At 39.3% G+C, this 25,706-nt stretch carries 21 protein-coding genes, 1 pseudogene and 1 riboswitch; of the genes and pseudogenes, 12 read left to right on the top strand and 10 right to left on the bottom strand.

The annotated features are described in order from the left end of the window. Positions 1–67 precede the first annotated feature (67 nt). Entirely contained in the window at positions 68–1,627 is a 1,560-nt protein-coding gene (locus tag FGG79_RS18275; RefSeq protein WP_138780978.1) for a glycosyltransferase family 2 protein, read from the bottom strand. Between the two features lie 339 nt (positions 1,628–1,966). Here FGG79_RS18275 and FGG79_RS18270 point away from each other — a divergent pair, with 339 nt between their 5' ends. From FGG79_RS18270 to FGG79_RS18245, 6 genes and pseudogenes are all read left to right on the top strand, one after another. Continuing rightward, a complete protein-coding gene (locus FGG79_RS18270) occupies positions 1,967–5,302 on the top strand; it encodes a CDP-glycerol glycerophosphotransferase family protein (protein WP_138780976.1) in 3,336 nt (1,111 codons plus the stop codon). 195 nt (positions 5,303–5,497) lie between these two features. Further along, complete coding sequence (locus FGG79_RS18265) at positions 5,498–6,319, top strand: ABC transporter permease (protein ID WP_138780974.1); 822 nt, start codon at positions 5,498–5,500, stop codon at positions 6,317–6,319. 19 nt (positions 6,320–6,338) lie between these two features. Continuing rightward, a complete protein-coding gene (gene tagH / locus FGG79_RS18260) occupies positions 6,339–7,148 on the top strand; it encodes a teichoic acids export ABC transporter ATP-binding subunit TagH (RefSeq protein WP_138780972.1) in 810 nt (269 codons plus the stop codon). Positions 7,149–7,418: 270 nt separating this feature from the next. Continuing rightward, positions 7,419–8,612: pseudogene (locus tag FGG79_RS18255) on the top strand (CDP-glycerol glycerophosphotransferase family protein); the annotation flags it as partial. A gap of 203 nt (positions 8,613–8,815) precedes the next feature. Beyond that, positions 8,816–9,865 (top strand): C40 family peptidase, encoded by a 1,050-nt coding sequence (locus FGG79_RS18250; protein WP_138780968.1) that lies wholly within the window; start codon positions 8,816–8,818, stop codon positions 9,863–9,865. A 269-nt stretch (positions 9,866–10,134) separates the two neighbouring features. Then, complete coding sequence (locus FGG79_RS18245) at positions 10,135–13,497, top strand: S8 family peptidase (protein WP_138780966.1); 3,363 nt, start codon at positions 10,135–10,137, stop codon at positions 13,495–13,497. A gap of 330 nt (positions 13,498–13,827) precedes the next feature. On the opposite strand, the gene FGG79_RS18240 is transcribed toward FGG79_RS18245, so the two are convergent. Next, positions 13,828–14,709, bottom strand: a complete 882-nt coding sequence (locus tag FGG79_RS18240; protein WP_138780964.1) for a helix-turn-helix domain-containing protein — start codon at positions 14,707–14,709, stop codon at positions 13,828–13,830. 197 nt (positions 14,710–14,906) lie between these two features. On the opposite strand from FGG79_RS18240, the gene FGG79_RS22330 reads away from it, so the two are divergent. Continuing rightward, entirely contained in the window at positions 14,907–15,038 is a 132-nt protein-coding gene (locus FGG79_RS22330) for a hypothetical protein (protein WP_276607980.1), read from the top strand. Between the two features lie 212 nt (positions 15,039–15,250). Continuing rightward, positions 15,251–15,574, top strand: coding sequence for a hypothetical protein (locus FGG79_RS18235; protein ID WP_138780962.1), 324 nt, complete (start codon positions 15,251–15,253; stop codon positions 15,572–15,574). A 114-nt stretch (positions 15,575–15,688) separates the two neighbouring features. On the opposite strand, the gene hutG is transcribed toward FGG79_RS18235, so the two are convergent. The 6 genes from hutG to FGG79_RS18205 all read right to left on the bottom strand — a co-directional run bounded on the left by hutG (position 15,689) and on the right by FGG79_RS18205 (position 22,546). Beyond that, a complete protein-coding gene (gene hutG, locus FGG79_RS18230; RefSeq protein ID WP_138780960.1) occupies positions 15,689–16,639 on the bottom strand; it encodes a formimidoylglutamase in 951 nt (316 codons plus the stop codon). After that, on the bottom strand, positions 16,617–17,900 hold the full coding sequence (gene hutI / locus FGG79_RS18225) for an imidazolonepropionase (RefSeq protein WP_138780958.1): 1,284 nt from the start codon (positions 17,898–17,900) through the stop codon (positions 16,617–16,619). The genes hutG and hutI overlap by 23 nt, the downstream gene beginning before the upstream one ends. 1 nt (position 17,901) lies before the next feature. Then, a complete protein-coding gene (gene hutU, locus FGG79_RS18220; protein WP_138780956.1) occupies positions 17,902–19,572 on the bottom strand; it encodes a urocanate hydratase in 1,671 nt (556 codons plus the stop codon). Then, positions 19,565–21,097, bottom strand: a complete 1,533-nt coding sequence (hutH, locus tag FGG79_RS18215) for a histidine ammonia-lyase (protein ID WP_138780954.1) — start codon at positions 21,095–21,097, stop codon at positions 19,565–19,567. Before hutH ends, hutU begins: the two co-directional genes overlap by 8 nt. A 284-nt stretch (positions 21,098–21,381) precedes the next feature. Next, the gene (hutP, locus tag FGG79_RS18210; RefSeq protein WP_276607979.1) at positions 21,382–21,828 is read right to left on the bottom strand and encodes a hut operon transcriptional regulator HutP; all 447 of its coding nucleotides are present in this window, start codon (positions 21,826–21,828) and stop codon (positions 21,382–21,384) included. Between the two features lie 232 nt (positions 21,829–22,060). Further along, the gene (locus tag FGG79_RS18205) at positions 22,061–22,546 is read right to left on the bottom strand and encodes a hypothetical protein (RefSeq protein ID WP_138780952.1); all 486 of its coding nucleotides are present in this window, start codon (positions 22,544–22,546) and stop codon (positions 22,061–22,063) included. A 247-nt stretch (positions 22,547–22,793) separates the two neighbouring features. Between FGG79_RS18205 and FGG79_RS18200 the strand changes: the two genes are divergently transcribed. Next, a complete protein-coding gene (locus tag FGG79_RS18200) occupies positions 22,794–23,042 on the top strand; it encodes a hypothetical protein (RefSeq protein ID WP_138780950.1) in 249 nt (82 codons plus the stop codon). Here FGG79_RS18200 and FGG79_RS18195 read toward each other — a convergent pair. Further along, a complete protein-coding gene (locus tag FGG79_RS18195) occupies positions 23,039–23,230 on the bottom strand; it encodes a transposase (RefSeq protein ID WP_138780948.1) in 192 nt (63 codons plus the stop codon). The two genes, FGG79_RS18200 and FGG79_RS18195, sit on opposite strands and share 4 nt — an antisense overlap. A gap of 529 nt (positions 23,231–23,759) precedes the next feature. Here FGG79_RS18195 and FGG79_RS18190 point away from each other — a divergent pair. Beyond that, positions 23,760–24,173 carry a helix-turn-helix domain-containing protein gene (locus tag FGG79_RS18190; RefSeq protein WP_138780946.1) on the top strand — a complete coding sequence of 138 codons (414 nt, stop codon included), beginning with the start codon at positions 23,760–23,762 and terminating at the stop codon, positions 24,171–24,173. Positions 24,174–24,322: 149 nt separating this feature from the next. Here FGG79_RS18190 and FGG79_RS21920 read toward each other — a convergent pair whose 3' ends face one another. Further along, positions 24,323–24,484, bottom strand: a complete 162-nt coding sequence (locus FGG79_RS21920) for a hypothetical protein (protein WP_171050995.1) — start codon at positions 24,482–24,484, stop codon at positions 24,323–24,325. A 196-nt stretch (positions 24,485–24,680) separates the two neighbouring features. Next, positions 24,681–24,755: riboswitch (cyclic di-GMP riboswitch) on the top strand. A 16-nt stretch (positions 24,756–24,771) separates the two neighbouring features. On the opposite strand from FGG79_RS21920, the gene FGG79_RS22325 reads away from it, so the two are divergent. Then, a complete protein-coding gene (locus tag FGG79_RS22325; protein ID WP_276607978.1) occupies positions 24,772–24,900 on the top strand; it encodes a hypothetical protein in 129 nt (42 codons plus the stop codon). Between the two features lie 120 nt (positions 24,901–25,020). Further along, positions 25,021–25,686 carry a hypothetical protein gene (locus FGG79_RS18185; RefSeq protein ID WP_138780944.1) on the top strand — a complete coding sequence of 222 codons (666 nt, stop codon included), beginning with the start codon at positions 25,021–25,023 and terminating at the stop codon, positions 25,684–25,686. Positions 25,687–25,706: the final 20 nt, after the last annotated feature.

Here is a 25,706-nt window from a genome sequence, read left to right as displayed (position 1 = left end):
TACAATTTGATTGAAAACGGGAGCCTAATTAAACTAGGCTCCCGTTTTCAATGATAAATCCCTTAAATCATTTAGTTGTTTTTATAGAAAATCCAAGGTTGTTTGCCTTAGTGGTATAAAATGCAAATTCTCTTTGACTATGAATGATTTGATTTTTAGGTTTCACTTTTATATTGATCAATTGATAATCATTGTACCTAATAAATACTGTATACAACGAATTTTTCATCTGATCGAGAGTTGCAATTGAGGCTGTCAAATACCCTCTATTACCTTTAATCTCAAACTTACATTTATAGTCATTATCCACTTCTTTACGATCCCTTATGATTATCTCATTGATTCTCTCAGGGAAATCACCGTCACCGTAAATTTCAAATGTTTGCTTAAATATTTCATTCCCTATGATTTCTGAGTCGATTGACCACGCAATCATTGGGATTCGAATATATCGTTCTTCACCTTCTAGAAAAGGGATTTCGTAATAAGGTACACCGTTACGAATGGCGTATTGCTTATTTTTTTCTTTTTTGAGCCATTTAAATAAACTTATAAAATCATTTATCCTATCTTCTAAAAATATCCTTGTGGCTTCTTTGTAAAAAGGTGTCTTAAATTCCTCGAGAAAGTCATACCTTAGATCTTTGGTAGTCTCAACCACCTTCTTGAATAGGTCAATAAATTCTTCCTTACTATGAGAATTCACAAACAAATTACTATCGAATGTACGCAGGAAGTCATATTCATATATCCTTGTTAGAGCCGTTTTTTCCATGTGAAGTGGAAGATTTTGAGCCTTAATATATTTTATTATCTCCAGGTCATTCCTTCTCTTGTCCAGCGCATCTGTTGTTCTCGTTAAAGAAGCGTCATTCTCTTCTAATCTATTCGCGTAATAAATAGGTTTTGTAGTTGTGGAAACAGATTTGACATTAAAGAACAGGTCAGAGAAAAATAATTTATCCTCTCCAAACCTCATTTCGGGAAAACGAATATCTTCATTCATTAATATATCACGCTTCATCATTCTTGCAGTTGGCCCCATGTGATAGAAAAAATGTGGAACCTCAAAGGGTGTAATACTTCTTCTCTCTTTTACTGAAGCGAATTCTCCTATTACAGTTTCTCCTGATTTCTCCACTTTTATAGTCTTTCCTACAACGTAATCATCATCTGTTTCTTTTAAAATGGTATAAAGAGTTTCCAACCCATTTGTGTGCAGCCAGTCATCAGCATCTAGGAAAGTAATATAATCACTAGTGGCTAGTTCAATCCCGACATTTCTTGGTGTGCCTGGTGAACCGGTGTTCTCTTTCAGAGAAATAAGTGATATGTTTTGATTTTCCTTCAAATAGTTTTTTATTATCTCAGTTGTATTATCTGTAGAACAGTCGTCTACTATAATGAATTCAATGTTTTCGGATCCAAGTGATTGGTTTATAACCGATTCTATCGTTCTTTCTATGAATTTCTCGGCATTATAGGCTGCTGTCACGACTGTAACTTTTTTCTTATTTTTTTTTATTAGTTTTCTCATGAAACCATGAGGATTATTAATTGCATCATACTTTTTCTCATTCACGATTTTCTTTGCTTTTTCGCTGAAACTAACATTTAAATTGTTCATCAGAAACCTCCCTAATATATATAAATATATCTCATTTGATTATACCCTTGCTTTACAGTAGTGAACCCATTACATTTTTATTATTCATTACAATATATTTCACTAAGCTAACAATTGGTCTAATATCACGATTCATTCGTCCACTAAGCATCATGAAGATATATAATAATTTCTACATGAATCGCAAAAGCTAATATATAACCCTATATTATACAATAATAACATTCAATCCCAAGGCTATTGACCCTTCCTTGTAGAATGTTAAAAAAAGATTTATCATTAATACTGGTAAAAAGATTTATAATAGTTAAAAATTCTTAATGAATGGTGATCTGATACATGAATACAAAAATTTCAAACAAGCTTTTCAGAACTAAGAAAAAACATAAACCTAAACTTAAACAAGAAATTAACATTACACAAGATAAAGAAAATCTTTCTATTAAAGGGAGCCTTTCTAACGAGATATACGAAGTCGAAGAATTATGGCTTACCTCAAGATCCAAAAAAGATGATTGGATTCATGTACAATCAAATTCTTCTCCTTTCAAATATCAATTTGATTTCCGTTTATCCATAAAGGATTTGATGCAAAAACTCTCAATATATATAGGTGAACATGCATTTGATTGGTATATAAAAATCAGTGTCCCCACTTCGGAATTAAGCGAAAAAGCTTATAAAAGGATTGAGAGCAAAGCTACTTTTCATGAAAAAGACCAGAAAACGATCGCATCCTACTACATTCGTTTAGGCAGATTCTCTCACACGACCCGGAATCGTTTGTCTTTTGTTGACCATCAACAACAACGAGGTATTTGTTACATCACAACTAAAGGGAATCTTTCTTTTCTGTTAAACTCTGACCCTGAAACTCCTACGAAAATTCAGATTGATCATCTTTCGGCAAAGTCTGGTACTTTAAATCTGACAGGGAAATTATTCACCCGAAATTCAGAGATTCTTCAATCGTCCATCGTCCTTAAGGGACGTAATTGCAATGATGAGTTGGTAAGTCCTGTCGATTTATCATGGAATGAAGAGACCAATGAGAAGTTTGGATTAAACCGTTATGCATACCAGGCAACTATCCACTTTAATGAAATGTGTCGCGGTAAGATATTTAAAGAAGATGTGTATGATGTTTATCTGAAGCTCACACTTCATGACAAAATGGATGAAAAGCTTATAAGGATAGGAAGACCTACCTTTCGTGCACGTTTTTTCATTAAAGATACTCATTATACTGCAGGGAGCACAGTTTCTGTTATTAACCCGTATTACACGTTTAAAGCTTCCAACTTATCACTCGAGGTATACGAATATAAACAAGATACGTTTAATTACTTGCAGAAGAAACAGAAGTTGGCATGGTTTCACCGCGTACTAAATCGTCAAAAAGACGTCTGGATTGTTGGAGAGCGTCCATATAAGGCCCAGGATACAGGGTACCATTTCTTCAAATACATGAGAGAAAACCACCCTACAAAGAACGTTTACTATGTAATTGAGAAAGACTCCCCTGAGAGAAGAAATGTTGAACCATTAGGTAACGTCATTTTCTTTAAATCTAAAGAGCATATTTGGTATTCTTTAATCGCTACCAAAATTATTTCATCTCATCATCCTGATTACTTATACCCTATCCGCACCAACAAGTTCAAAAAAGCCGTTAAAGCTACAAAGGTTTTCCTTCAACACGGTGTCATGGGGACTAAAAACATGGTGGCTAATTACGGAAAAAGTGCACCATCATTTGATACAGATTTATTTTTAGTAAGTTCCGATTTTGAGAAGGAAATGATTATCAATGACTTTGGATACAACTCAAAAGAAGTCTTTGTTACGGGATTATCACGCTTTGATCGGTTGTTCGTCGATGACGTGCCTCAAAAGAATCAGATTTTGATCATTCCTACATGGCGTGATTGGATTAGCAATGACGAAAATTTCTTGACTAGTGAGTATTATGAAAGATACAAGGAGCTTGTTCACCATCCCGACCTTCACTCCTTTGCACAAATTAGGAATATGGAAATTATCTTTTGCTTACACCCAAATATGCAAAAATTCACTTCCTATTTCTCTGAAGCACCTGTTACGCTAATCAATCAAGGTGATGTAGATGTACAAAAGCTTCTTAAAGAAAGTAAGCTAATGATTACAGATTATTCCAGTGTCGGCTTTGATTTTAGTTTCTTAAACAAACCTATAATCTATTATCAATTTGATCGAAATCGTTTTATTGGAAAACGACCTTCACATCTTGATTTAGATAAAGATTTACCTGGTACCATTGTTAATGATTTTCCTCTTCTACTTGATAAATTGGAATTGTATGGTGATCGTGATTTTGAAATACTGCCTGAAAATGAAAAAAAAGCGGATAAATTTATTAAATATAAAGATACCAACTCTTCTGCGAGAATTTATGAGGTAATTGATAAAGTTGAAATTAAAAAGCCATTAGCTGAAAAAATCATGGAAAAACCTTTGATCAATGCCCTTTTTAATAAGTTTAGAAAGAGTAAACAGTACCGTCCCATCATGGAAAGGTTTTATGCCATAGTTAAACGGGTAATTCCAATAGATAAAAATATGATTTTATTTGAAAGTGGCATTGGAAAGCAATATGCTGACAGTCCACGATATATATATGAAGAAATTGTGAATAGAAAATTACCTTACAAAAAAATTTGGGTTTACAATAAGTCTATTCCAATAAAAGACGAGCACACTAAACAAATTAAAAGATTGAGCCCACAATACTTTTATTATCTTGCAAAATCCGGTTTCTGGGTCAACAACCAAAATTTCCCTACTTATATTGATAAGCGAAAAGGCATCACTTACCTTCAAACGTGGCATGGTACACCCTTGAAGAAAATGCTATTTGATATTGATAATATCCATGGACGCTCAGATGATTATTTAGAGCGTGTACATGCAGCGACTAAGCAGTGGAATTACCTCGTATCGCCAAGCCCTTATGCCACTAAGGCGTTGAAAAGCGCCTTCAAATATACTGGGAGTGTGTTAGAAGTTGGCTATCCAAGAAATGATTTGTTCTATCAAAGTCACCAACATGACTTAAGAGACAAAGTTAAAAAGCATTTAGTTATACCCGAAGATAAAAAAGTCATCTTATATGCCCCTACATTCCGTGATAATGCGACAAATGGTAAGAACAAGTTTGTATTTGACTTGAAAATGGACTTGCAGCAGATGAAAGAACGTTTGGGAGAAGAGTATATCGTCCTACTGAGAATGCACGTTGTTATTAGTAACAAATTGACCATTCCAGAAGAATTAAACTCTTTTGTTTATAATGTTTCAAACTACCCGGAAATACAAGAGTTAAGTTTAATCAGTGATATACTCATTACGGATTATTCTTCCGTAATGTTTGATTTCGCAAATACAAATCGGCCAATACTGTTTTTCACTTATGATTTAGAAGAGTATAAAAATAATATTAGAGGATTTTACATGGACTTTGAAGAAGAGGCCCCCGGCCCATTTGTATATGATACTGAAGAAATCATTCAGTCGATTCACAATATCGAAAAGATTAAAAGTAGCTATCGTGATAAATACCAAGCTTTCCAACAGAAATATTGCTCACTTGAAGACGGGAAAGCCTCTAAAAGAATTGTTGATCAATTGTTTGAGTAGTAAAAAGGGCGATGTCTCGTCCTTTTTCTTCTGATTTTGCTAACTCTAGATAAAACTATTGAACAAATTTCAGTTTTGATGCAGAATATTCTTTGCGTGCTATTACATCCTTATTCAGGAGTAATTATTAACGATCATAAGCCTGTATAGTAATAATTCCTGAATGTACTATTTTTCAGTAAGAAAGGAAACGATATGAAATCAGCACTAACAGTCTTTAAAGAGCAAATCAACAGTTTTTATTTAATCCAAAGACTCTCTTTATACGAACTCAAAAGTACGAATAAAAATAATTACTTAGGGATGCTGTGGGAAATCTTGAATCCCGGTATACAAATCGCTATTTACTGGTTCGTATTCGGCTACGGATTAAAAAGCGGAGGTCAAGGGCGAGGAGATATAGATGGTGTCCCGTTCTTTGTTTGGCTACTCGCTGGTATGGTTGTTTGGTTCTTTATAAATCCAGCTATCGTACAAGCTTCCAAGTCCATATACACTCGTATAAGAATGCTTTCAAAAATGAGTTTTCCTATGAGTGCGATACCTGCATATGTTATTATGGCTAAATTCTACCCTCACATTTATTTAACAGGTATCACAATTCTCCTGTTTCAATTTATGGGGTATCCTATTAGCATTTATTACTTACAATTACCTTACTACATGTTTGCTGCTATTGCGGTTATTGTTGCTCTGTCTCTTATCACTTCCACGCTTGCAACAATAGTTCGAGATGTACAAATGGTTGTTCAATCAATTGTCAGGATGTTATTATATTTATCACCAATTCTTTGGAATATGGAAGAATTACTAAGTGAACGCCTGACCAGCATTATGAAAATCAATCCTTTTTATTATATTGTGGAAGGATATAGAAGTTCTTTATTAGGACAAGGTTGGTATTTTATCGATCATTTTCAATACACTTTATATTTCTGGGGATTAGTATTAATATTGTTTGCGTTTGGTTCATTCATTCACGTGAAATTCAGAAGACACTTTGTTGATTTTCTCTAAAGGAAAGTAGAGGATAAAAATGTCCAAATCTGTTATTGTAGAAAACCTTACTAAAAAGTTTAAATTATATAACAAACCTTCCGAAAGATTTCTTGATATGATATCACCCAAAAGCTATGGTGAAGATTTCTATGGCCTGCGTAATGTGAGCTTTGAAGCTGAAAAAGGAGATATCATTGGATTTGTAGGAGTGAACGGATCCGGTAAATCCACATTAGCAAACATTCTAGCAGGTATTATACCTGAGACATCAGGAAAAGTAGAAGTCCAAGGAAATACAGCACTTATTGCTGTTTCTGCAGGATTAAATAACCAGTTGACCGGCAGGGAGAACATCGAACTCAAATGCTTAATGCTTGGCTTTAATAAGAAAGAGATAAAAGCACTTGAACCGGAAATCATTGAGTTTTCTGAAATTGGAAAGTTTATTGATCAGCCTGTCAAATCCTATTCAAGTGGAATGAAGTCTCGCTTGGGTTTTGCCATTTCTGTTCATATAGACCCTGACATTCTCATTATTGATGAAGCATTGTCTGTGGGTGATAAAGCATTCGCAGAAAAGAGTCTTGAGAAAATGAATGAATTTAAAGCACGTGGGAAAACTATGTTTTTCGTGAGTCATTCCATAGGACAGATGAAGACTTTCTGTCAGAAGATTTTATGGCTAGAGTATGGGGAAGTTAAAGCATTTGGCTCTGCAAAAGAAGTCATCCCTCAATATGAAGCATTTTTCAAGGAATATAAAGCTTTATCTAAAGCTGAAAAGAAAAAATTCAGAGAAGACGCTATGCAAAAACAAAGTGGACATGAACCTTTGCCTATGAATTAATGTAAGTGAACCCTATTTTTAGGGTTCTTTTTATACCTACTTACATTAACATTATAAACTTTTTAATAAGGTATTATTCCATATGTCAAAATACCTTAGTCAAGATCTCAAGAGTTTATAGCTTGTATTCATTAGGAAAAACACATTCTATAGAAACCAAAGCAGGATTATTTCTACTCTACCTCTTATTAAATATTATTAGAAAGTATAATAATAAATAAAATAAATAGTTGAAACAAAAATGGCAAAATCATAAATCTTTCTGAAGCGGTGAGTAAAGTGAAAAAAATTCTACTTCTAATCAAAAGAGGAAATTTAATTAAACGATTATATAAAATTCTTTTCAAGCTAATAGGATTTTTGCCTGCAAAAAAGAACCTAATTGTTTTTGAAAGTTTTTTAGGGAAGCAGTACAGTTGTAATCCCAGAGCGATTTACGAATATTTACAGGAAAATCATCCGGATTATGAAATGTATTGGAGCATTGATCCCCGCTACGCTAATATTTTCAAGGATGTTAATAGTAAAACATTAGGTCGGTTCTCTATTCCCTGGTTATTTAAAATGGCAAGGGCCAAGTACTGGGTCTCAAATAGCCGATTACCGGCTTGGATTCCAAAACCTAATCATACAGTGTATTTACAAACTTGGCACGGGACCCCTTTAAAACGTTTAGCAGCCGATATGAAAGAAGTTCATATGCCCGGAACTAATACGGAGAATTACAAGGAGAACTTTTTAAGAGAGTCAAGTAGATGGGATTACTTAATTTCTCCTAACCGCTATTCATCAGAGATTTTCACTAGGGCTTTTGACTTTAAAAAGGAGATGATAGAGTCCGGTTATCCACGAAATGACTATTTATATAAGAACAACACTCCCGAAGCGATTAGAGCGTTAAAGAAAAGTTTAAATATTCCGTTGGATAAAAAAGTTATACTTTATGCACCTACATGGAGAGATAATGAGTTTCATGAAAAAGGAAAGTATAAATTCAATCTTAAACTTGAGTTGGATAAAATGCAGGAGACTCTTGGGGGAAACTATATCATTCTCCTTCGTATGCATTATTTAATTGCTGATAATATAGATATTACTGCTTATTCGGATTTTGCATATGATGTCTCCGATCATACGGATATTAGTGAATTGTATTTGTTATCGGATATGTTGATTACTGACTATTCTTCTGTCTTTTTTGACTATGCAAATCTGAAAAGACCCATGATTTTTTATGTATATGATATTGAAAATTATAGAGATGTATTAAGAGGGTTTTATTTTGACTTTGAAAAGCATGCTCCTGGCCCCTTGGTGAAAACAACCGAAGAAGTTATTCACCATATTCAAAACCCAAGAGAATTGAAAACTGATTTAGAACGTTTCCATAAGAAGTTCTGCTACTTAGAAAGTGGACAATCCAGCAAAAGAGTTGTTGAAAAAGTTTTTCCACCTAAGAGGTAGCGGTGGATATTGTTATTTTAAGAAAAGTAAAGAATCTGTTCTGAAATTGTTGAACAGATTCTTTTTTGAGTATTTCTTCCAAAAAATAATTATAAAGACCCATTCCTCAAAATACTTTTCACTAAATTTCTCCCTTTTATTTCTTAAAATATGATAAAATGACAAATAATCCAATAAACTTTTAATCAAAAGGAGAAAGACAAGTGAAAAAAACATTAGTTACTGTTGCTACTACCGCTGTTCTGTCGACAACGTTTGTCGCATCCGCCGCTGCAAGTTCCCATAAAGTCGAATCCGGTGACTCTCTTTGGTCCATTGCCCGTCAATATGATACATCCGTTGCACTCCTTAAAGATATGAACAAACTGAAATCCGATATGATCTTCCCAAATCAATTACTCGAGGTAGATACTGATAAAAATGACGAGCCTGACACTACGCCTTCTAAACCTGCGCCGCCTGTCCAAACAGAATCTGCCAAAAAATACACAGTAAAGTCCGGTGATACACTTAGCGCTATCGCTTACAGGCACTCTATTACTCTTTCAGAATTACAAAAATGGAATAACATTAAGAGTTATTTAATTTATCCGGGACAGACACTTGTCGTTTCTAATGGTTCTTCTCCCGGTGAAAATGTGAGCAAACCTTCACCTTCTACACCACCTAAGAAAAGTTCAAGTACATATACGGTCAAATCTGGCGATACGTTATCCCATATTAGTATAAGACATGATGTATCTGTTCAAGATATTATGGGCTTAAATAACCTTTCAAATGATCGAATCTATGTTGGACAAGTTTTGAAAGTCGGAAAATCACAAGTATCACAACCTTCATCGCCATCAGAAACAACGTCATCTAACGAAGACAGCAATACAGCTTTTAATACAGATAAGCTCATTTCTCACGCAAAGGCACAGCTTGGTATCCCTTACGTCTGGGGAGGCTCTACTACCTCTGGTTTCGACTGCAGCGGTTTCATTTATTACGCCTTTAATAAAAGTGGTGTGAAAGTAACCCGTACTTCGAGCGAAGGCTATTATAATCGCTCTTATTATGTAAATAAACCAGCCATTGGAGACATCGTCTTCTTCGAAAACACATACAAAAAAGGGATTTCTCACTTAGGTATCTACGTAGGGGACAATAAGTTTATTCATGCCGGCGATAACGGTGTTGAAATTACTAGTTTAAATAATTCTTATTGGAAATCCAAATTTGATGGATTTAAACGTTTCTATGATTTATAAAATTTGATTGGCCACTACCCAGTATTATGTTCCCAATAGCAAAATGGAAATGTACTACTTGGCAGTGTAAACCGGGTACAAATGTGTACCCGGTCTTTTTATGTCATAAAACCAATTGTCCTTACTTTTATCCCCTTATACGTCTCTCGCCCTTGTCATATTTTGTTGAATAATATTTACTTTCACACGACATGAAATATATTCCAAATCGATTCAAATTGTGGTTTAATTAATTGATTTTACTAATCTATTAGACGATGGAGGATATTATGAGGAAAAAGGTGTTTAAAAGTTTACTAGCTTTCATAATGATGTACAGTCTGTGCCTTTCACAGCTACCTCGAACACATGCTGAAGAAGGAAAGGTGATGGAAGAAGAGCCTTTGCTGCTTTCAGAATCAATGAACACGACCTTTGGACCTGGTGAGCATGTTAACTGGTATACGATTACCCCTTCCGAAGAAAGCATCGAAAACTTTACTCATTTCAGAATTAAGCTTCAATCTCAGGGCGAAGTCAATATGACTGTCTACTCCAGTTTAGAAAACGCCACAAATGATAAGACCTTTGATCAGTACAGAGGATACTCCTATTTAAATGAACCGTCATCTATTGATTTTCCTATTTCATGGACCGGTCCTTACTATCTCAAGGTGGAAACCTATGTGGAAGAAGCCACTGAAGAAAGCACATTGGACGCGACCTCCTATACTCTTACTTACGATGGCGTCACATTGCCTCCATCCAATGGAGTTATCGGAGAAGAATGCCCTGCGGAATTAAGTACGAAAGAAAGAGAAAATGGAAAAGCCATCCTTCAAGACTTACGGACAATAAGGGAATCTCTCTTAACTGGTACAGATAATGGGAAGAAGTTGACTACTCTTTACTATAAATCAGCTCCGTTCATTAGCTCTAAAATGTTATTCAATAAGAAAACAAGAAGTGATGTGTACTCCAATCTTGTTACTTTAAAAGCCTTATTGGCGGATACAGCAAAACAGGGTGGGTCCAGTGCTTATATCATTTCTGCCAATGAACAAGAAGCAATTAATAACCTATACAAAATCGCTCATGATTCTGTCCCTGCCTCTCTTAAGCAACAGCTTGAGGATGTGACGCAAAATGTTGAACTTACCAGTTTGACAAACTCATCTGTCTCACACGTCGTATCCAAAGCAGGTTTGGTGAATAATAACCTTTCTAATCCATCCCGTTTAATCGTTAAGGTGAAGGATGGAGCGTCACAGAGCCGCTTGAAGTCAAAGATAAAATCCTATGGAGTGAAATCTGCGGCTTCCATGACTGAGAATAGTGAACAGTCCGATAGCCTTATCGTTGTGGAGCTGAATGATAATGGGAAAAGCATTACAGCATCCTCTAAAATGACTGTTCAGCAAATTTCCAAGCTTCCGGAAGTAGAATTTGTCGAACCTGTTCAAACCTACCAATCTCTATCTGTGGATAGTCAATATTCGTATCAATGGTCACTGAAAAATCAAGATAAAGAGAATGCAGATATTGGTTATGAACAACTGGAAAAGCTTTTAAACGGAAAGAACTTATCCCCTACTGTCATTGCAGTGGCTGATACAGGGGTCGACCACACGTTAGCCGATCTCTCTGACAGGGTACTCGTGGAAAAAGGGAAAAACTTCGTCGATCGTTCTGATAATACGATGGATGACAATGGCCATGGAACCCATGTTTCATCCATCATTACAGCAAATTCTGGTAACCATTACTCCATGGCCGGGATAAATCCATATGTTAAGATTCTGCCTATTAAAGTTCTGGATGCCGGTGGAAGCGGTGATACCGAACAGATTGCGTATGGCATCATGTATGCGGCGGACCAAGGGGCAAAGGTTCTCAACTTGAGCTTAGGAGGGCCGTATAGCCGTACGATCGAGTATGCGATGCAATACGCAAACAAGAAAGGCGTAACCATTGTTGCAGCAAGTGGAAATGATGGAATGGAAGAAGTATCTTATCCTGCTTCATCTAAATATGCGATTTCTGTTGGATCCACTAATCGCTTGGATATCGTATCTGACTTTTCCAATTACGGGAAAGGACTTGACCTGGTTGCCCCTGGGTCAGACATTCCAGCTCTTTTGCCGGATGGCAATGTATCATACATGAGTGGTACTTCCATGGCAACACCCCATGTGACAGCCGTAGCAGGATTGATATTATCTCGGAATCCTAACCTAAAGCCTGCTGATGTTGAGAAATTATTAACTGAAACTGCCAAGGACATCTCATTCGACGAACTGGATAATCCTTATGGCTCAGAAGATGAATATTATGAAGAAGACCCTGGCTATCCAATTGAAAAGGCGGTACCAGGGTATGATAAGGTATCAGGTTGGGGTCGCTTAAATGCATATAGTGCCGTCAGCGCAGTGGACTTGTCAGCGAAAGTAAATCCGATTCTAAACAATCAATCGAAGGTAACAGGTTCAGCCAAAACCGATTCAACCATCAAGATTATGAGCGGAACGAAGCAATTAGGCAGCGGTTCAGCAAAATCGGGTACATTCAGCATCACGATCCCTGTTCAAAAAGCCGATCAAATCCTTGAAGTGATCATCTCAAATCAAGATGCTTCAACATCTATTAAGAAAATAGTAGAAAAAGCACCCAATAAACCATATGTAAACAAACTGACAAATCAGTCCACTTCTATTTCGGGAAGTGCAGAACCAAACTTGAAAGTAACGATCAAGAATTCATCAAGAAAAGTCATTGCCTCAGGCACAATGAATGACGAAGGTGACTTCAACATAAAGATCTCAAAACAAAAAGAGTATTCCACATTATATGTAACGGTCCTCGATGGTTATAAAGAAAGCTCTGAGGTAAAAGTAGTCGTTGCCGATGTCATCGCTCCTACAGCCCCGAAGGCGAATGCCATCAGTGATTTAAGCACCAGCATCACAGGATCTGCTGAAGCATCATCTACAGTGACGGCCAAGGTGAATGGGAAGCAAATCGCAACGGCCAAGGCCAGCTCTAAAGGTCAGTTCACATTAAAGATCAAGAAGCAAAAAGCTGGCTCGACTGTGATTGTGACGGCTAAGGATGCTGCCGGTAATACTAGCAAGGGGGCCAATCTGAAAGTAAGCGACAAGACTCCTCCTGCTGCACCAAAAGTAAAAGCAATCAGTGATGCAAGTACATCCATTTCGGGAACTGCAGAATCCAATTCCTATGTGACGGCGAAAGTAAAAGGAAAGCAAATTGCTGCCATCAAAGCCAACACTAAAGGTCAGTTCACCTTAAAGGTCAAGAAACAAAGAGCAGGCTCCACAGTTGTTGTGACGGCGAAAGATGCTGCAGGTAATATCAGTAAGGGGACCAACCTGAAAGTAAGCGACAAAACCGCACCAGGGACACCCAAAGTGAATACTGTTACGACCAAAAGCAAAAGCGTGACAGGGAAGACAGAACCTTATGCTGCCGTGACGGTAAAAGCCAAATCTAAAACGATCGGTACAGCGAAAGCAAACAGCAAAGGATTGTTTTCAGTGAAAATCAAAACTCAGAAGACGAAGACTGTTTTATCGGTGACAGCTAAGGATAGGGCTGGGAATGTGAGTACGGTGAAGAAGCTAATTGTTAAATAGTGAGTAACCTCGTTAGTGATTAATAAAAGGCTCCCAATTCTTGATAGAATTCGGGAGCCTTTTTAGTTCGTCCTAACTTAGAAATCCATTCTAAATGATGCATGGATCCAATGTACCTATTTTAGAATAGAAGTAAATTTAAATCTTCATTGAAAGTACACTCAATGTCATCAACAATCATAATATTCCATACTAAGATAGTTATCCACAATCGATAATTAAAATGGTAAATGTCCCCTATACGGTTTCAATAACCAATTACCAGGCAAAGCAAATAGTACTGCATTTTAAATAAAACTAAAAAGCATCCAAAATCATGACTTACTCTCGTTAAATCAATGCACTTAGTTCCTTTATTCTGTTTTCAATAAATTGAATGTGTTTGGTATCTTGTTGAAGGTCGAAAACGACGATTGCTTTTTTCATAAACTTGACGGCTTCCTCAGGTTTATTCATCAGCTCCATGTTATATCCTATTTGATAATGTAACTCACCTAATAGGAATACACTATCTTTAAGCAGGCACCATTTTATCCCATCTTCACAATATTTATTTGATTCTTCCAGTCTATTAAGACGAGTTAACACCCTCGTAATATGATAATAATGTCGTGTTTTTATTGTATAATCATTCAAGTGGGGAAGAAGCTGAAGATGATCCTTGACTTCCTCAAAAACCTCTAACGCCTTATTAATGTCTTCTTTAAAATAAATTGCCCCCAATGCCAAGAAAATTTCTAATTCTCGCTCAAGCAAAATCTTCCCCTTGTTATGAGTGAGATGGATGGCTTCTTTTAGAGTATCAACTGATTTACTCAAATCTTTCTTTACTTCATATAAATAGATTCCTTTATGCCATAGCAACAACTGTAGGTTTTTGTTGTTTTGTGAAAATAACGGATTATCTATTTCAGCTTTTACAATATCCATCATTTCTTCATATTTCCCATTTCTGCGGAGTAGCTGGAGCTGTTGGAATACTTCCTGAAAGTAATCTAGCCTTGGAGTTGTCCCGATATCAAAAAAGTAGTTCACATCTACTCCCAACTTTTGAGAAATTTGATACAATGTAGAAGCATAAGGATAGACATCTCCTTTTTCGATTTTACTGATCTGCGCTTGTGTACATATCCCTTGTGCAAGATCTTCTTGAGAAAGACCACTGGTTTTTCTCAACTCTTTTATTTTGTTTCCCACTGCTTTAAAATCCATAAAATCCACCCCTAAATATGCCTAGAGTTATATTTTTGAAGAAATCAAATGAAAAGCCTATTAATCGGCTTTTAAATTAGGTAATTTGACACCATATTCAGAATGTACAAAATGTAAATATGTGTTTTAATTATTATAACAAATATTTCTTTTATTTTACCGAACATTGATTCGAACAAGAAAGGGAGGAAAGTCCTATGAAAAGGCGTTTTCTTACAATTTTAACAGCATCGGTTCTTCTTTTTGGTATTGCAGGACTTGCTAATAACGATACTGAAACTGCAAATGTACAAATTCAAAAAGTTGAACTTCCAACAACTCAACATTAATCACCATGTTAAAGCTTCCTGCATTCAGGAAGCTTTTTTCTTTAAGGATAATATTCTTATAGGAATATGCTTAGAGTTATGAAAGAAAAGAAAAGAAAACGTTTTACCCATTAAATTAAAGTTTTTCAGCTCCTACGCATTTATGAGTCAAAATACATATTCCCCTCGGGCGTGATAGGATAAAAGTACAATAAAAGAAAGGGGGCTTCATGATGAAAAGCATAAGCATGAAAGTAAATCCTCTATACTCGGATTTGGATATGTCGATCCAGTTCCATTTTGAATTCTCAAAAGGTGATTGTAAAGTCGGGGAAGCCATGGTTTCAACGTATGCAATGAATAACACTGTAACGTTTCGAAAGTCCCAAAACGGCACCCAAGCTTCGATTGAAAAGTGTGCGGTGATCGACCGCTTTGATGTGGTTGGTGAGCTTGGTGAAGTATGCATGAATAAGCTGAGACACTTTCTGAAGGTGATTGGGATGAAAGAAATTCATTGTGGGTATGAGATGAATAGAGAGAATGTCAGCAATTAATTTTATAGAAAGACCATTCTCAAATAGAGCGTGATGGTTGTTTAATGATCTTGGTTCGTAAATATTAATAAAAAAGCTTTAGGAAAGTAGATTTTACTTCCCTAAAGCTTTTTATTATTTTATAAGTGCTTCCATCATCAAAGAAGCGGCTATTCGACTGGTCATATCCCTTATGTCCAGGGTCGGGTCGATCTCGACGATGTCAACTGTGTGGACCAATGGATGCTTCAGTGCCGCCTGGACCGCCTCCATGAGCGTATCCGGATGCATCCCCCCAGGACCGATCGCCGGGCAACCAGGAGCATATGCCTGATCAAGGACATCCATGTCTACTGAAAGATAGATGGTGTCGACTTTGTTTTCTAATTGGTGTAGTGCTGTGTTGATGAGTTCTTCGATGGAGTTGTGTTGTCTGACGTCCTTCTTTGTATACACCGTCACACCTTGCTCAATGGCATAATCATGATACGCTTTCGCATTGGCATAGTTTCTGATACCGATTTGAATCAGATTCTCACCCTTGATGTGCCCCTCTTCTATCAATCTTCTAAAAGGCGTCCCGTTCGTTGGCCCTCCGTCTTCTGTGTTCCTTAGGTCATGATGGGCGTCGAACTGGATGATTCCTACTGTACCCTTCGCTTCCTTGATTGCTTTGACCGTTGACGTCGTGATCGAATGGTCGCCTCCAAGGATGATGGTGAAGGGTGCTGCTTTGGTACTGGATACTGCTTTAACAGATTCATAGATTCGTTGATGGGATTCTTCGATCGAGGTCGGGTGCATCGTAATGTCGCCGAAGTCGATGATGGTTTTGTTGTCTTCAGCGAGGTCCGTCCCTCTCTCGATGTTGTACGTTGTAAAGGAGTTTAGGCATCTTCTGATCGCATCAGGCGCAAAGCTTGCTCCTGAGTGGGAGATGGACGGTTTGGAGAGGGGAGCGCCGATGATAGCGATGTCCCCTGTCTTCCCCTCTTCCCAAGGCGTCAGTAGTTCTGCTGCTTTAGTTGTGTAGCGGTCTTTGAATTGAGCCTTGCCTGCCGGCTTAATGTGTTGAAATGTGCTCATGCAGCTTCTCCTTACGGTAGATGATCCGGCCATTTTTCATGACGGTGTGGGTGTGGTTCACTCCGTAATGATATGGAACATAGTGATAGTTTGGTACATCCCAAAGGACGATGTCGGCTTTTCTGCCTGGGATGAGTTTTCCTGCTGTGTCTCCCCTGTTGATCGCATAGGCTGCATTGACCGTGACGGCGTTCCAGATTTCTTCCGGTGTCATTTTCAGCTGCAGGGATGCGAGGTTCATGATGAACTGTAGGTTCTCTGTTGGCGAGCTCCCCGGGTTGAAATCTGTTGATAGAGAGACGGCTGCTCCCGCTTCGATCATGCCTCTTGCGTTAGCGAACTTGCCTTTGTTCAGGTAGAAGGATGTGCCTGGCAGGAGAACTGCGATTGTGTCTGTGTCGCCTAATGCCTGGATGCCTTTTTGTGAAGCCCCCACTAAGTGGTCTCCGCTTGTCGCTCCGATTTCGGTTGCCATTTCCGTTCCGCCTAGTGGATCGATTTCGTCGGCGTGTATTTTTACGGAGAAGCCTTTTTCTTTGGCTTTCGTTAGGAACTGACGTGACTGCTCGACGGTGAATACCCCTGTTTCGCAGAAGATATCAACGAATTCAGCCAGCTGTCCATTTTCGATGTCATTCAGTAGATCGAGCATTTCATCTAGAAATTCATCTGAGCGTCCCTTGAATTCTGGTGGAATCGCATGGGCTCCTAAGAAAGTGGAGACGATCTCTGCTGGATGGGTTTCGTTTAGTTGTTTGGCTACTCTTAACTGTTTCAGCTCAGTGGGCCGGTCGAGACCGTAGCCGCTCTTCGCTTCTACCGTTGTGACCCCGTAGGAAATCATTCTGTTCAGGTGGAAGCGCGCTTTTGTAAGGAGCTCTTCCTCCGATGCTTCACGGGTGGCATCTACTGTTGATAGGATACCGCCTCCCCGCTTCAGGATTTCTAAGTATGGAACTCCTTGTTGCTTGAGGGCCATTTCGTGTTCACGTGAGCCTCCGAAGACCAAGTGTGTGTGTGGATCTACTAAACCTGGTGTCACAAGCTTTCCTTCTGCATCGATGCGCTCCGTTGCTTTGAAAGACTGGGCTTCTTCATGAGCCCCAATCCAGGCGACAAGTCCTTCATTAATACCGAGGGACGCACCTTCTAACACCTTTAAATCCCCCATTTTTTCACCCTTTAGAGGTCCGTCCCCATGGTCCATTGTCAGGAGTTGGCCGATGTTGTCGATGATGGTGTCGAATTGCTTTGCGGTCATGTTATTCTCCTCCTTTGTTCATTGGGATGTGGATGTTGTGTTTCTCGGCTGTTTTCTCTGCGATATCGTAGCCTGCGTCTGCGTGGCGGATGACACCCATTCCCGGGTCAGTTGTTAGTACTCTCTCTAAGCGCTCTTGGGCAAGGTCCGTCCCGTCTGCGACGACGACCATCCCTGCATGTAATGAGTAACCCATGCCTACTCCGCCGCCGTGGTGGAAGGAGATCCATGAGCCGCCTGCTGCCGTGTTGATGAGGGCGTTCAAGATGGCCCAATCTCCCACTGCGTCACTGCCGTCCTTCATGCTTTCGGTTTCTCGGTTTGGTGAGGCAACAGAACCGCAGTCCAGGTGGTCACGGCCGATAACGATTGGGGCCTTCAGTTCACCATTTCGGACCAGTTCGTTGATAGCTAGCCCCATCTTCACACGCTCACCATAGCCTAACCAGCAAATACGGGAAGGCAGTCCTTGGAACGCAACTTGCTCTTGTGCCATATCAATCCAGCGATTCAGCGCTTCGTTTTCAGGGAAAAGCTCTTTGATTAGGCGATCGGTTCTATAAATATCTTCAGGGTCACCAGATAACGCCGCCCAACGGAACGGTCCTTTTCCTTCGCAGAATAATGGACGAATGTATGCTGGGACGAAGCCAGGGAAATCGAAAGCATTCTCGACTCCTTCATCCTTCGCTACCTGACGGATATTGTTCCCGTAGTCAAATACGATGGATCCTCTGTTTTGGAATTCAAGCATTGCTTCCACGTGTTTAGCCATGCTTTTTTGAGAAAGGGTTGTGTACGCTTTCGCGTCTCTTTTGCGAAGCTCTGCCGCTTCTAATAATGAATAACCTTCTGGTACATAACCGTTTAATGGATCGTGGGCTGACGTTTGATCGGTCACGATATCGATTTTGACGTCACGTTTCAGTAGGTCATGATGAACTTCCGCTGCGTTTCCAAGTAAGGCAATCGAAAGTGCTTTCCCTTGATCACGTGCTTCGTAAGCCATCATCAACGCTTCATCAATTGAGTCTGTTTTCACGTCACAGTATTTGGTGTCAATGCGCTTTTGAATTCGCTCCGGATCAACGTCGACTGTAATCACCACTCCACCGTTCATGGTGACGGCGAGTGGCTGTGCGCCACCCATTCCGCCGAGACCGGCTGTTAGCGTGATTGTGCCTTTAAGCGAGTTGTTGAAATGTTTCTTCGCCAGTGCCGAGAATGTTTCGTACGTCCCTTGCAGGATCCCTTGAGTCCCGATGTAGATCCAGCTTCCTGCTGTCATTTGGCCGTACATCATCAGGCCTTTCTGGTCCAGTTCGTGGAAATGCTCCCAATTTGCCCACTTTGGTACGAGGACTGAGTTGGATAGCAACACTCTCGGTGCCGCTTTATGGGTTTTGAAGACACCAACCGGCTTTCCAGATTGAACGAGCATGGTTTCATCGTTTTCTAAGTTTCGAAGGGTGTGAACGATTGCGTCGAAGGACTCCCAGTTACGGGCCGCTTTCCCGATTCCTCCGTATACGACCAGCTCTTCTGGAATTTCCGCTACCTCAGGATCGAGGTTATTGAAAAGCATACGAAGAACAGCTTCCTGCTCCCATCCTTTACATTCGAGGTCCGTCCCTGTTTTTATTTTTACGATACGTTTGTCTGCCTTAACCATTTGTCGTTTCCTCCTTTGTTTTGGTTGGTTTTATGAGTGTGCTTAACGAGATTTGTTGCAGCCACTGGTTAGCTTTTTCGATGTCTTTCGCGAAGATGCGGTCCTTTGTGATGGAAGGAATGATCGTTCTCGCAGCTTCATAGAATTGGCGTGTCTTGCTTGCCATGAGGTCCGTCCCTCGATGTTCTGCTGCCTGCAGGTTACAGATGAGTTCGACTGCAAGGACTCTTCTGGTGTTCTGCAGGATCTGATAGGCGTGTCTTGAACCGATTGTTCCCATGCTGACGTGGTCTTCCTGATTGGCTGATGATGGGATTGAGTCGACGCTGGCTGGATGGGCGAGTGTTTTATTTTCGGAAACAAGTGATGCCGCACAGTATTGCATGATCATGGCACCGGATTGCAGTCCTGGCTGCGGGCTCAGGAAAGGTGGTAGGTCATTCAGCTGCGGGTTCACCAGTCGTTCAATACGTCTTTCTGAAATATTTGCAAGCTCGGCTACAGCAATTTTCATGAAATCCATAGCAAATGCGATCGGCTGTCCGTGGAAGTTCCCACCTGAGATGACTTTTTCTCCATCATCGAAAATCAGTGGATTATCGGTAGCAGCATTCATTTCGATTTCGAGCTTTTCTTTTACATAATCAAGGGTCTGCCACGATGCCCCGTGTACCTGTGGGATACATCTTAGTGAGTAAGCATCCTGCACTCTAAGTTCTCCTTGTTTCGTAGTGAGCTTACTGTCTGACAGGTATTCCCGGATTCGTTTTGCCGTTGCGACCTGTTGAGGATAGCCTCTTACTACATGAATATCTTCGTCGAAGGCATCCATGATTCCTCTAAGTCCCTCCAAGGTCAGACTTGCGATCATCTCACTTTGGAAAGCAAGTTCCTCCGCTTCCAGGTATCCGATGACACCCATTGCCGTCATCGCCTGCGTTCCGTTGATGAGTGCCAATCCTTCTTTTGCCTGAAGCTGGATCGGGAAAATGTTTTCTTTTGAAAGCACCGGGAGAGTTTGATGAACCTCTCCTTGATAATGGACTTCACCTTCACCCATTAGTGCCAGAGCTAAATGGGAAAGGGGTGCTAAATCACCGCTTGCTCCAAGTGAACCTTGCTGAGGAACTACCGGATGAATCCCTTTATTCAAGAATTCAGCTAAACGTTCAACGATAACCGGTCTAACACCTGAGTATCCTTTTAAAAGGGCATTGCATCTTAGCAGCAGCATGGCCCGGGAAACAGTCTCAGGAAATGGATCACCCACCCCACATGCATGAGAATGAATCAGGTTCAGCTGTAGCTCCTCCACATCCTCAGCATCAATCAACACATCACTAAACTTCCCGAATCCAGTATTAATCCCATACACCACACGCTTCTCCTTCACAATCCGCTCAACCGCCTCGCGACTCTTCAGGACACGCTCCATACTTGAAGGAGAAAGAACCACATGCTCCTTCCCATAAATAATCCTCTTCGCTTCCTCCAAACTCAAACTACAACCCGTCAACTCCACCATACTAATCACCTCTTCAATTTTATAAAAACTTCTTTAATCATTTAGGGACGGACCTCTGGAAACTGCCTTTTTCACTATGAATTTCCTGATGTTCCTTCCTCAAATCCCGCTGTGGTTAGGTTTTGATTCTTTAACGCTTTAAACCGCTCTGGGACGGATCTCCAAACTTCCCGGTCCCTCGCCCCAAGGTACATCCAACCCACACAAAAAGGAGGCTCGACCAAAGACAGACTTCTGCCATTGGTCGAGCCCCCTTTCAACTAATATCTATAGGCTCTCACTATTTAAATATGATTAATTCCAAGTCCGATCGTCTCGTGCTCTAATCCTTTAATTGGCGCACCAATCGTCCCGTATAACGCGACGGCAATCCATTCGCCTTCTTCATCACTTGCATATGGAGTGCCTCTGACAACCGAAAAGCGCAATCCCACTGTTCGCAGGACCTCACCTAGTTGTGTATGTCCACGTGTGACCCCCGTCAACGCTTCCATGATGGCGTGATACAAGGCATGCATCTCCCGGTACAAATCTTCCCGGACCAGATCACTCCGCTTCGCTGCCGTTTCGATCGCAGCCACGATTTTCTGACTGTCCATGGAACCGATTTTCCCTGTGCAATAACTCCAATTTAATTCATTGAAATGCAGGTTCCACTCTTCTTCCTCTCGATCTATGAGGAGGAGAAGCATGGCATTCTTTCCGATACGAGTATGAGCTGTCTTATCCAAGTGGCATTCGCACCTTACATGAAAATTCTAAAAATACTAATAACTACTTATATTGTATGGTCTGATTCAGAAGAGGTCAACGAAAATAGTGGTGATTTTAGAAACTTAGAGAGGTAGTTTGGTAGCGTGGTAAAGGGTTTTTGGAGGGAATTGAAGATGGGATAAAGCGAAGGAAGGTCCGTCCCTCAAAAAAAGACGTACCTATTCGGATTAGGTTCGCCTCATTCCTCCTTTACTCTTCTTGTTTTTTACCTTTTCCTTTAAACACTCGCGGGTCGTTCAACAGGTATGTGACGGATCCTTCATCACATTGTTTCAAACCAAGATAGGATAAAATGTCGTGCTTGTCCTCTTGAGAAAGGGGGCCATCCATTGGATACAGTGGGCGGATATTCAATTGCTCTGTACCATCCCGTTTCTCAAGCACCACTTTACAATCCCTCGGAGCACTGTTATCGATCCGGACGAACTTAAATGGGATGGAATGATTTCGATCAATGGGAACAGCAAACAACGTGGTAAAACCAACTGTTTCAAGTATTTTATCCGAGTACATGATGCTTTCCAGGGCATGGGAAAATCCCGGTGGTCGATTCACGACGACTAACTTATCGTAATAATGCTGACCTTGAAATACGACTAAATGCTTTCTCGATTTTTTGATACTCCTCTTTGAAACGTGAAGATCTTCAAATACCAATATAAACTCTTTTCTCATGTTTCTCCCTCCTAGAAATAGGAATTTTGTACTACACGATATGAATTTCGACATGAATATCTAAATTCCTCTAATATTTTCCAAATAATTCTATTTTTCTATCATTTTAATTCCATTTTCCTCAATCTTCTTTTTTTTGGAGTACCGTCTCTCCTTCTTTTTCAACAAACTTCTTATAAAGATTGACCTGTGGCGCAGGAAAATAATTCAGAGTACGTTCTTTTGAAAGAAGGGGGTTATCAATTGAATGGATGTAAAAGGAATAACTGCTCCAGGGGTAGTCCTCGGGATGAACGGTGAGGTTGCCTTCCGCAGGATTTTGATGGATATACCTGCTGGCCTTAATAAAGTACGATGGAGTATCAATTATAGTAGATCCATATCTTCCTTGGAAAACATGTCCGACATAATCATATTTTTTATTGAAATAAACGGCGTAACGGGTATGAAGGATTCGGATGATTTTTTGGAGTGGGATATCATGGGTTTCGATTAGTAGATGATGTGGTTGGGCATTAAACAGTATGCGTGGATGGTAAAGGGATACTTATCTTTCGTCTCCTGCAGATACAATAAATATTTCTTGCGATCCTCTCTTTGATGGAACAGATCCTGCTTTCTGTTCCCTCTCGCTGTCACATGGTAAGTTGAACCCGGAACCCAATTCCGAGGTGTTCGTCCCATAACATCACTCCTCTTCTTAGCAAAATGAAATTCCTTACCCCTACATCTATTCGACACAACTACCGAAAATCCTCTTTTTTTGTGAGGGACGGACCTGATTTCATCTATATATTTGAGTTTAAATCCACCGGTTAGAGGTCCGTCCCTCCACTTTAATTGTTATCTATCATCTTTGGTGAAGCCTTTTTGAGAGTAGTATAGGATACGTTGTTTTCGGGAATCGCTGGTGCTGAATACTAGGTTTGAATTTGAGTTCAAACGAATCCATCTGATTTTTGGCGTCGCTTTTCTACTTATGACACTCCCTTTACTCCCCTTGCTCTGTTCTCCCATTCTATCTCCACCTTTACCTCCTATTCGACAAAATCACAATGATACTTTCATTTTAATACTTTTTATGTAAAATATGTATACTTTTTCCAAAATTTTTATATTCGTCATCGAGAATTGCATTTCAAATCGTGTAATTTCCGATTCCTCTTATATAAAACCTTTATCTTGAAGAAAAAAAGGATAGTCGGTGAAAACAATGGAGTTACATGTAGAGTTAAAACATTATCGCAATGATATTTTAGAACTAAGTCAACGAGAAGCCGGCCTTCGCTTGAATATCAACCAGAGCACGTTATCAAACTATGAAAATGGCACAAGGGACATCCCCTATAAAATGCTCCGCACCTTCAAAGAAGTATATAAAATCCCAACCAATGAACTGAACAGGATTATGTACGGAGAGGAAAGTTCCGGCTCTGCACAAACCCAACGCCCCATGATTCTAAGAGAAAGCTTCGAGGACCAAGAAAATGAAGAAATCTTGAAGATCCTTCAAGAGCACCCTAAATTCAAACGAACCCTTTCCTCCCTCTCCTACTTCACAGAAAAACGCAAAGAAAAATTCATCACCCACGTCAATCACCTCTACCACACGATGAAGGATTGGTAAATCATTTGGAAGGGACTATTAATCATGGAGGGACGGACCTACTAAAAAGGAGCGTAAACCTTATTAAACCGGAGTTTCGGTTAGTAATCCCCCTTGAAAATGAGGTCCGTCCCTCACAAAAAAAGCGCCTAGATTCCCAGTATTGGGGTCTAGAGCGCTTTTTGGTTATGATCTATTGTATATTCTGATTGAAGTTCTTGTTTCAGCCAGTGGATCATTTTGTCGGTGTCCATGTTTCCTTGTTGACCTTTGTCGAACGCTTTTTGGATCAGGGTAAGCATGTGTTGATTGTTGTTCATATTTCCTTTCAAAAAAGACAACCTCCTACAATATAAAACAGTTTATACCACTTTATTACACTATTAGACTATAATTCAAACATCAATTACTAGATATAATACCAAAAAAAGACACTCTTAGATAGAGTATTTTAAAATTCTTCCAATAAACAAGGAGTAATTACCTATTATCGTTTGCAGGAATTTGTCGATATACTAGAAGTAGGGTTCTGAATAATGGCAAAATCATCGAAAGGTGATGGCGCAAAGCTATAGGGGCTAACCATGCCAGCCAGCTACCAAACCGGGAGGGAATGTACTTGTCGTTTTTAACCCCAGAAGAAATGTATATCAGAAAGAAAACAAAGAAAAAGTTGATGTATGCAGGATTATTTGTATTTACTATCATCCTTGTTGCTGGTACAACAATTCTCACGTACCAAATGTAAAAAAAAGCGTCCATTCGACGCTTTTTTTAGTTCAAATATCATTCTACAATTTATGGAAAAGTTTGATAAATTCCGATAGAATAGAAGATGGAATCTATTCGGGCTGGGGGACTACATTTTATGCATAAAGAAGTCAGACTTTTCAGAGGGTTAACGAAACCATCACTCTTCTTTTATCAACTTAGAGAAATAGAAGAATTTAAGGGATATAGAAAAAAGGTTTTTCACCTTATGTTACTATCCATTTTTGTATTTGGTCTCATATCTTCTTTTGGGATTGGAATGGATCCTTTATCTAAAGAATTGACTAATCTTTCACCAATTACGTATGAATTGGAAAAATTCCTGTTCTTCTTAGGCAGAATACTATCTGGACTGCTTTATGCAGCTATCATTCTCTTTTTCTGTTCACTCATTTTTTGGACCATTTCTGATGAAGGTGAATACCGAAAACTTGTTATGGCACAGGGCTTAGTATTACTGATTTTGTTATTTGAACAGCTTACCTATGTACCGCTATCACTCTTTTTCTCGCTTGAATGGTACTCTTCCCCACTATCGTTGGGAGTTATAGCCCAATACCTTACTTCTAATACATATATTATTTATTTACTGGGAAGCTTCACTCTTTTCAAGGTTTGGGTATTCTTTATTCAATATAAAGGGATCAAGCGTTTAACCAATCAGAAAAATTGGATTATCTGGCTAGTGATTCTTCTGACTAATCTTTTCATCTGGGCTCTACATGCATTATTGGCCAATCTAAGTATTTCAACTCTACTCTAAACGTGAAAAGGCTGTGAACA

Origin of the sequence: Bacillus sp. BHET2, from assembly GCF_005938125.1 — a bacterium.
Lineage (GTDB): Bacteria > Bacillota > Bacilli > Bacillales > Bacillaceae_B > Rossellomorea.
This window is presented reverse-complemented; position numbering and strand designations above follow the sequence as displayed.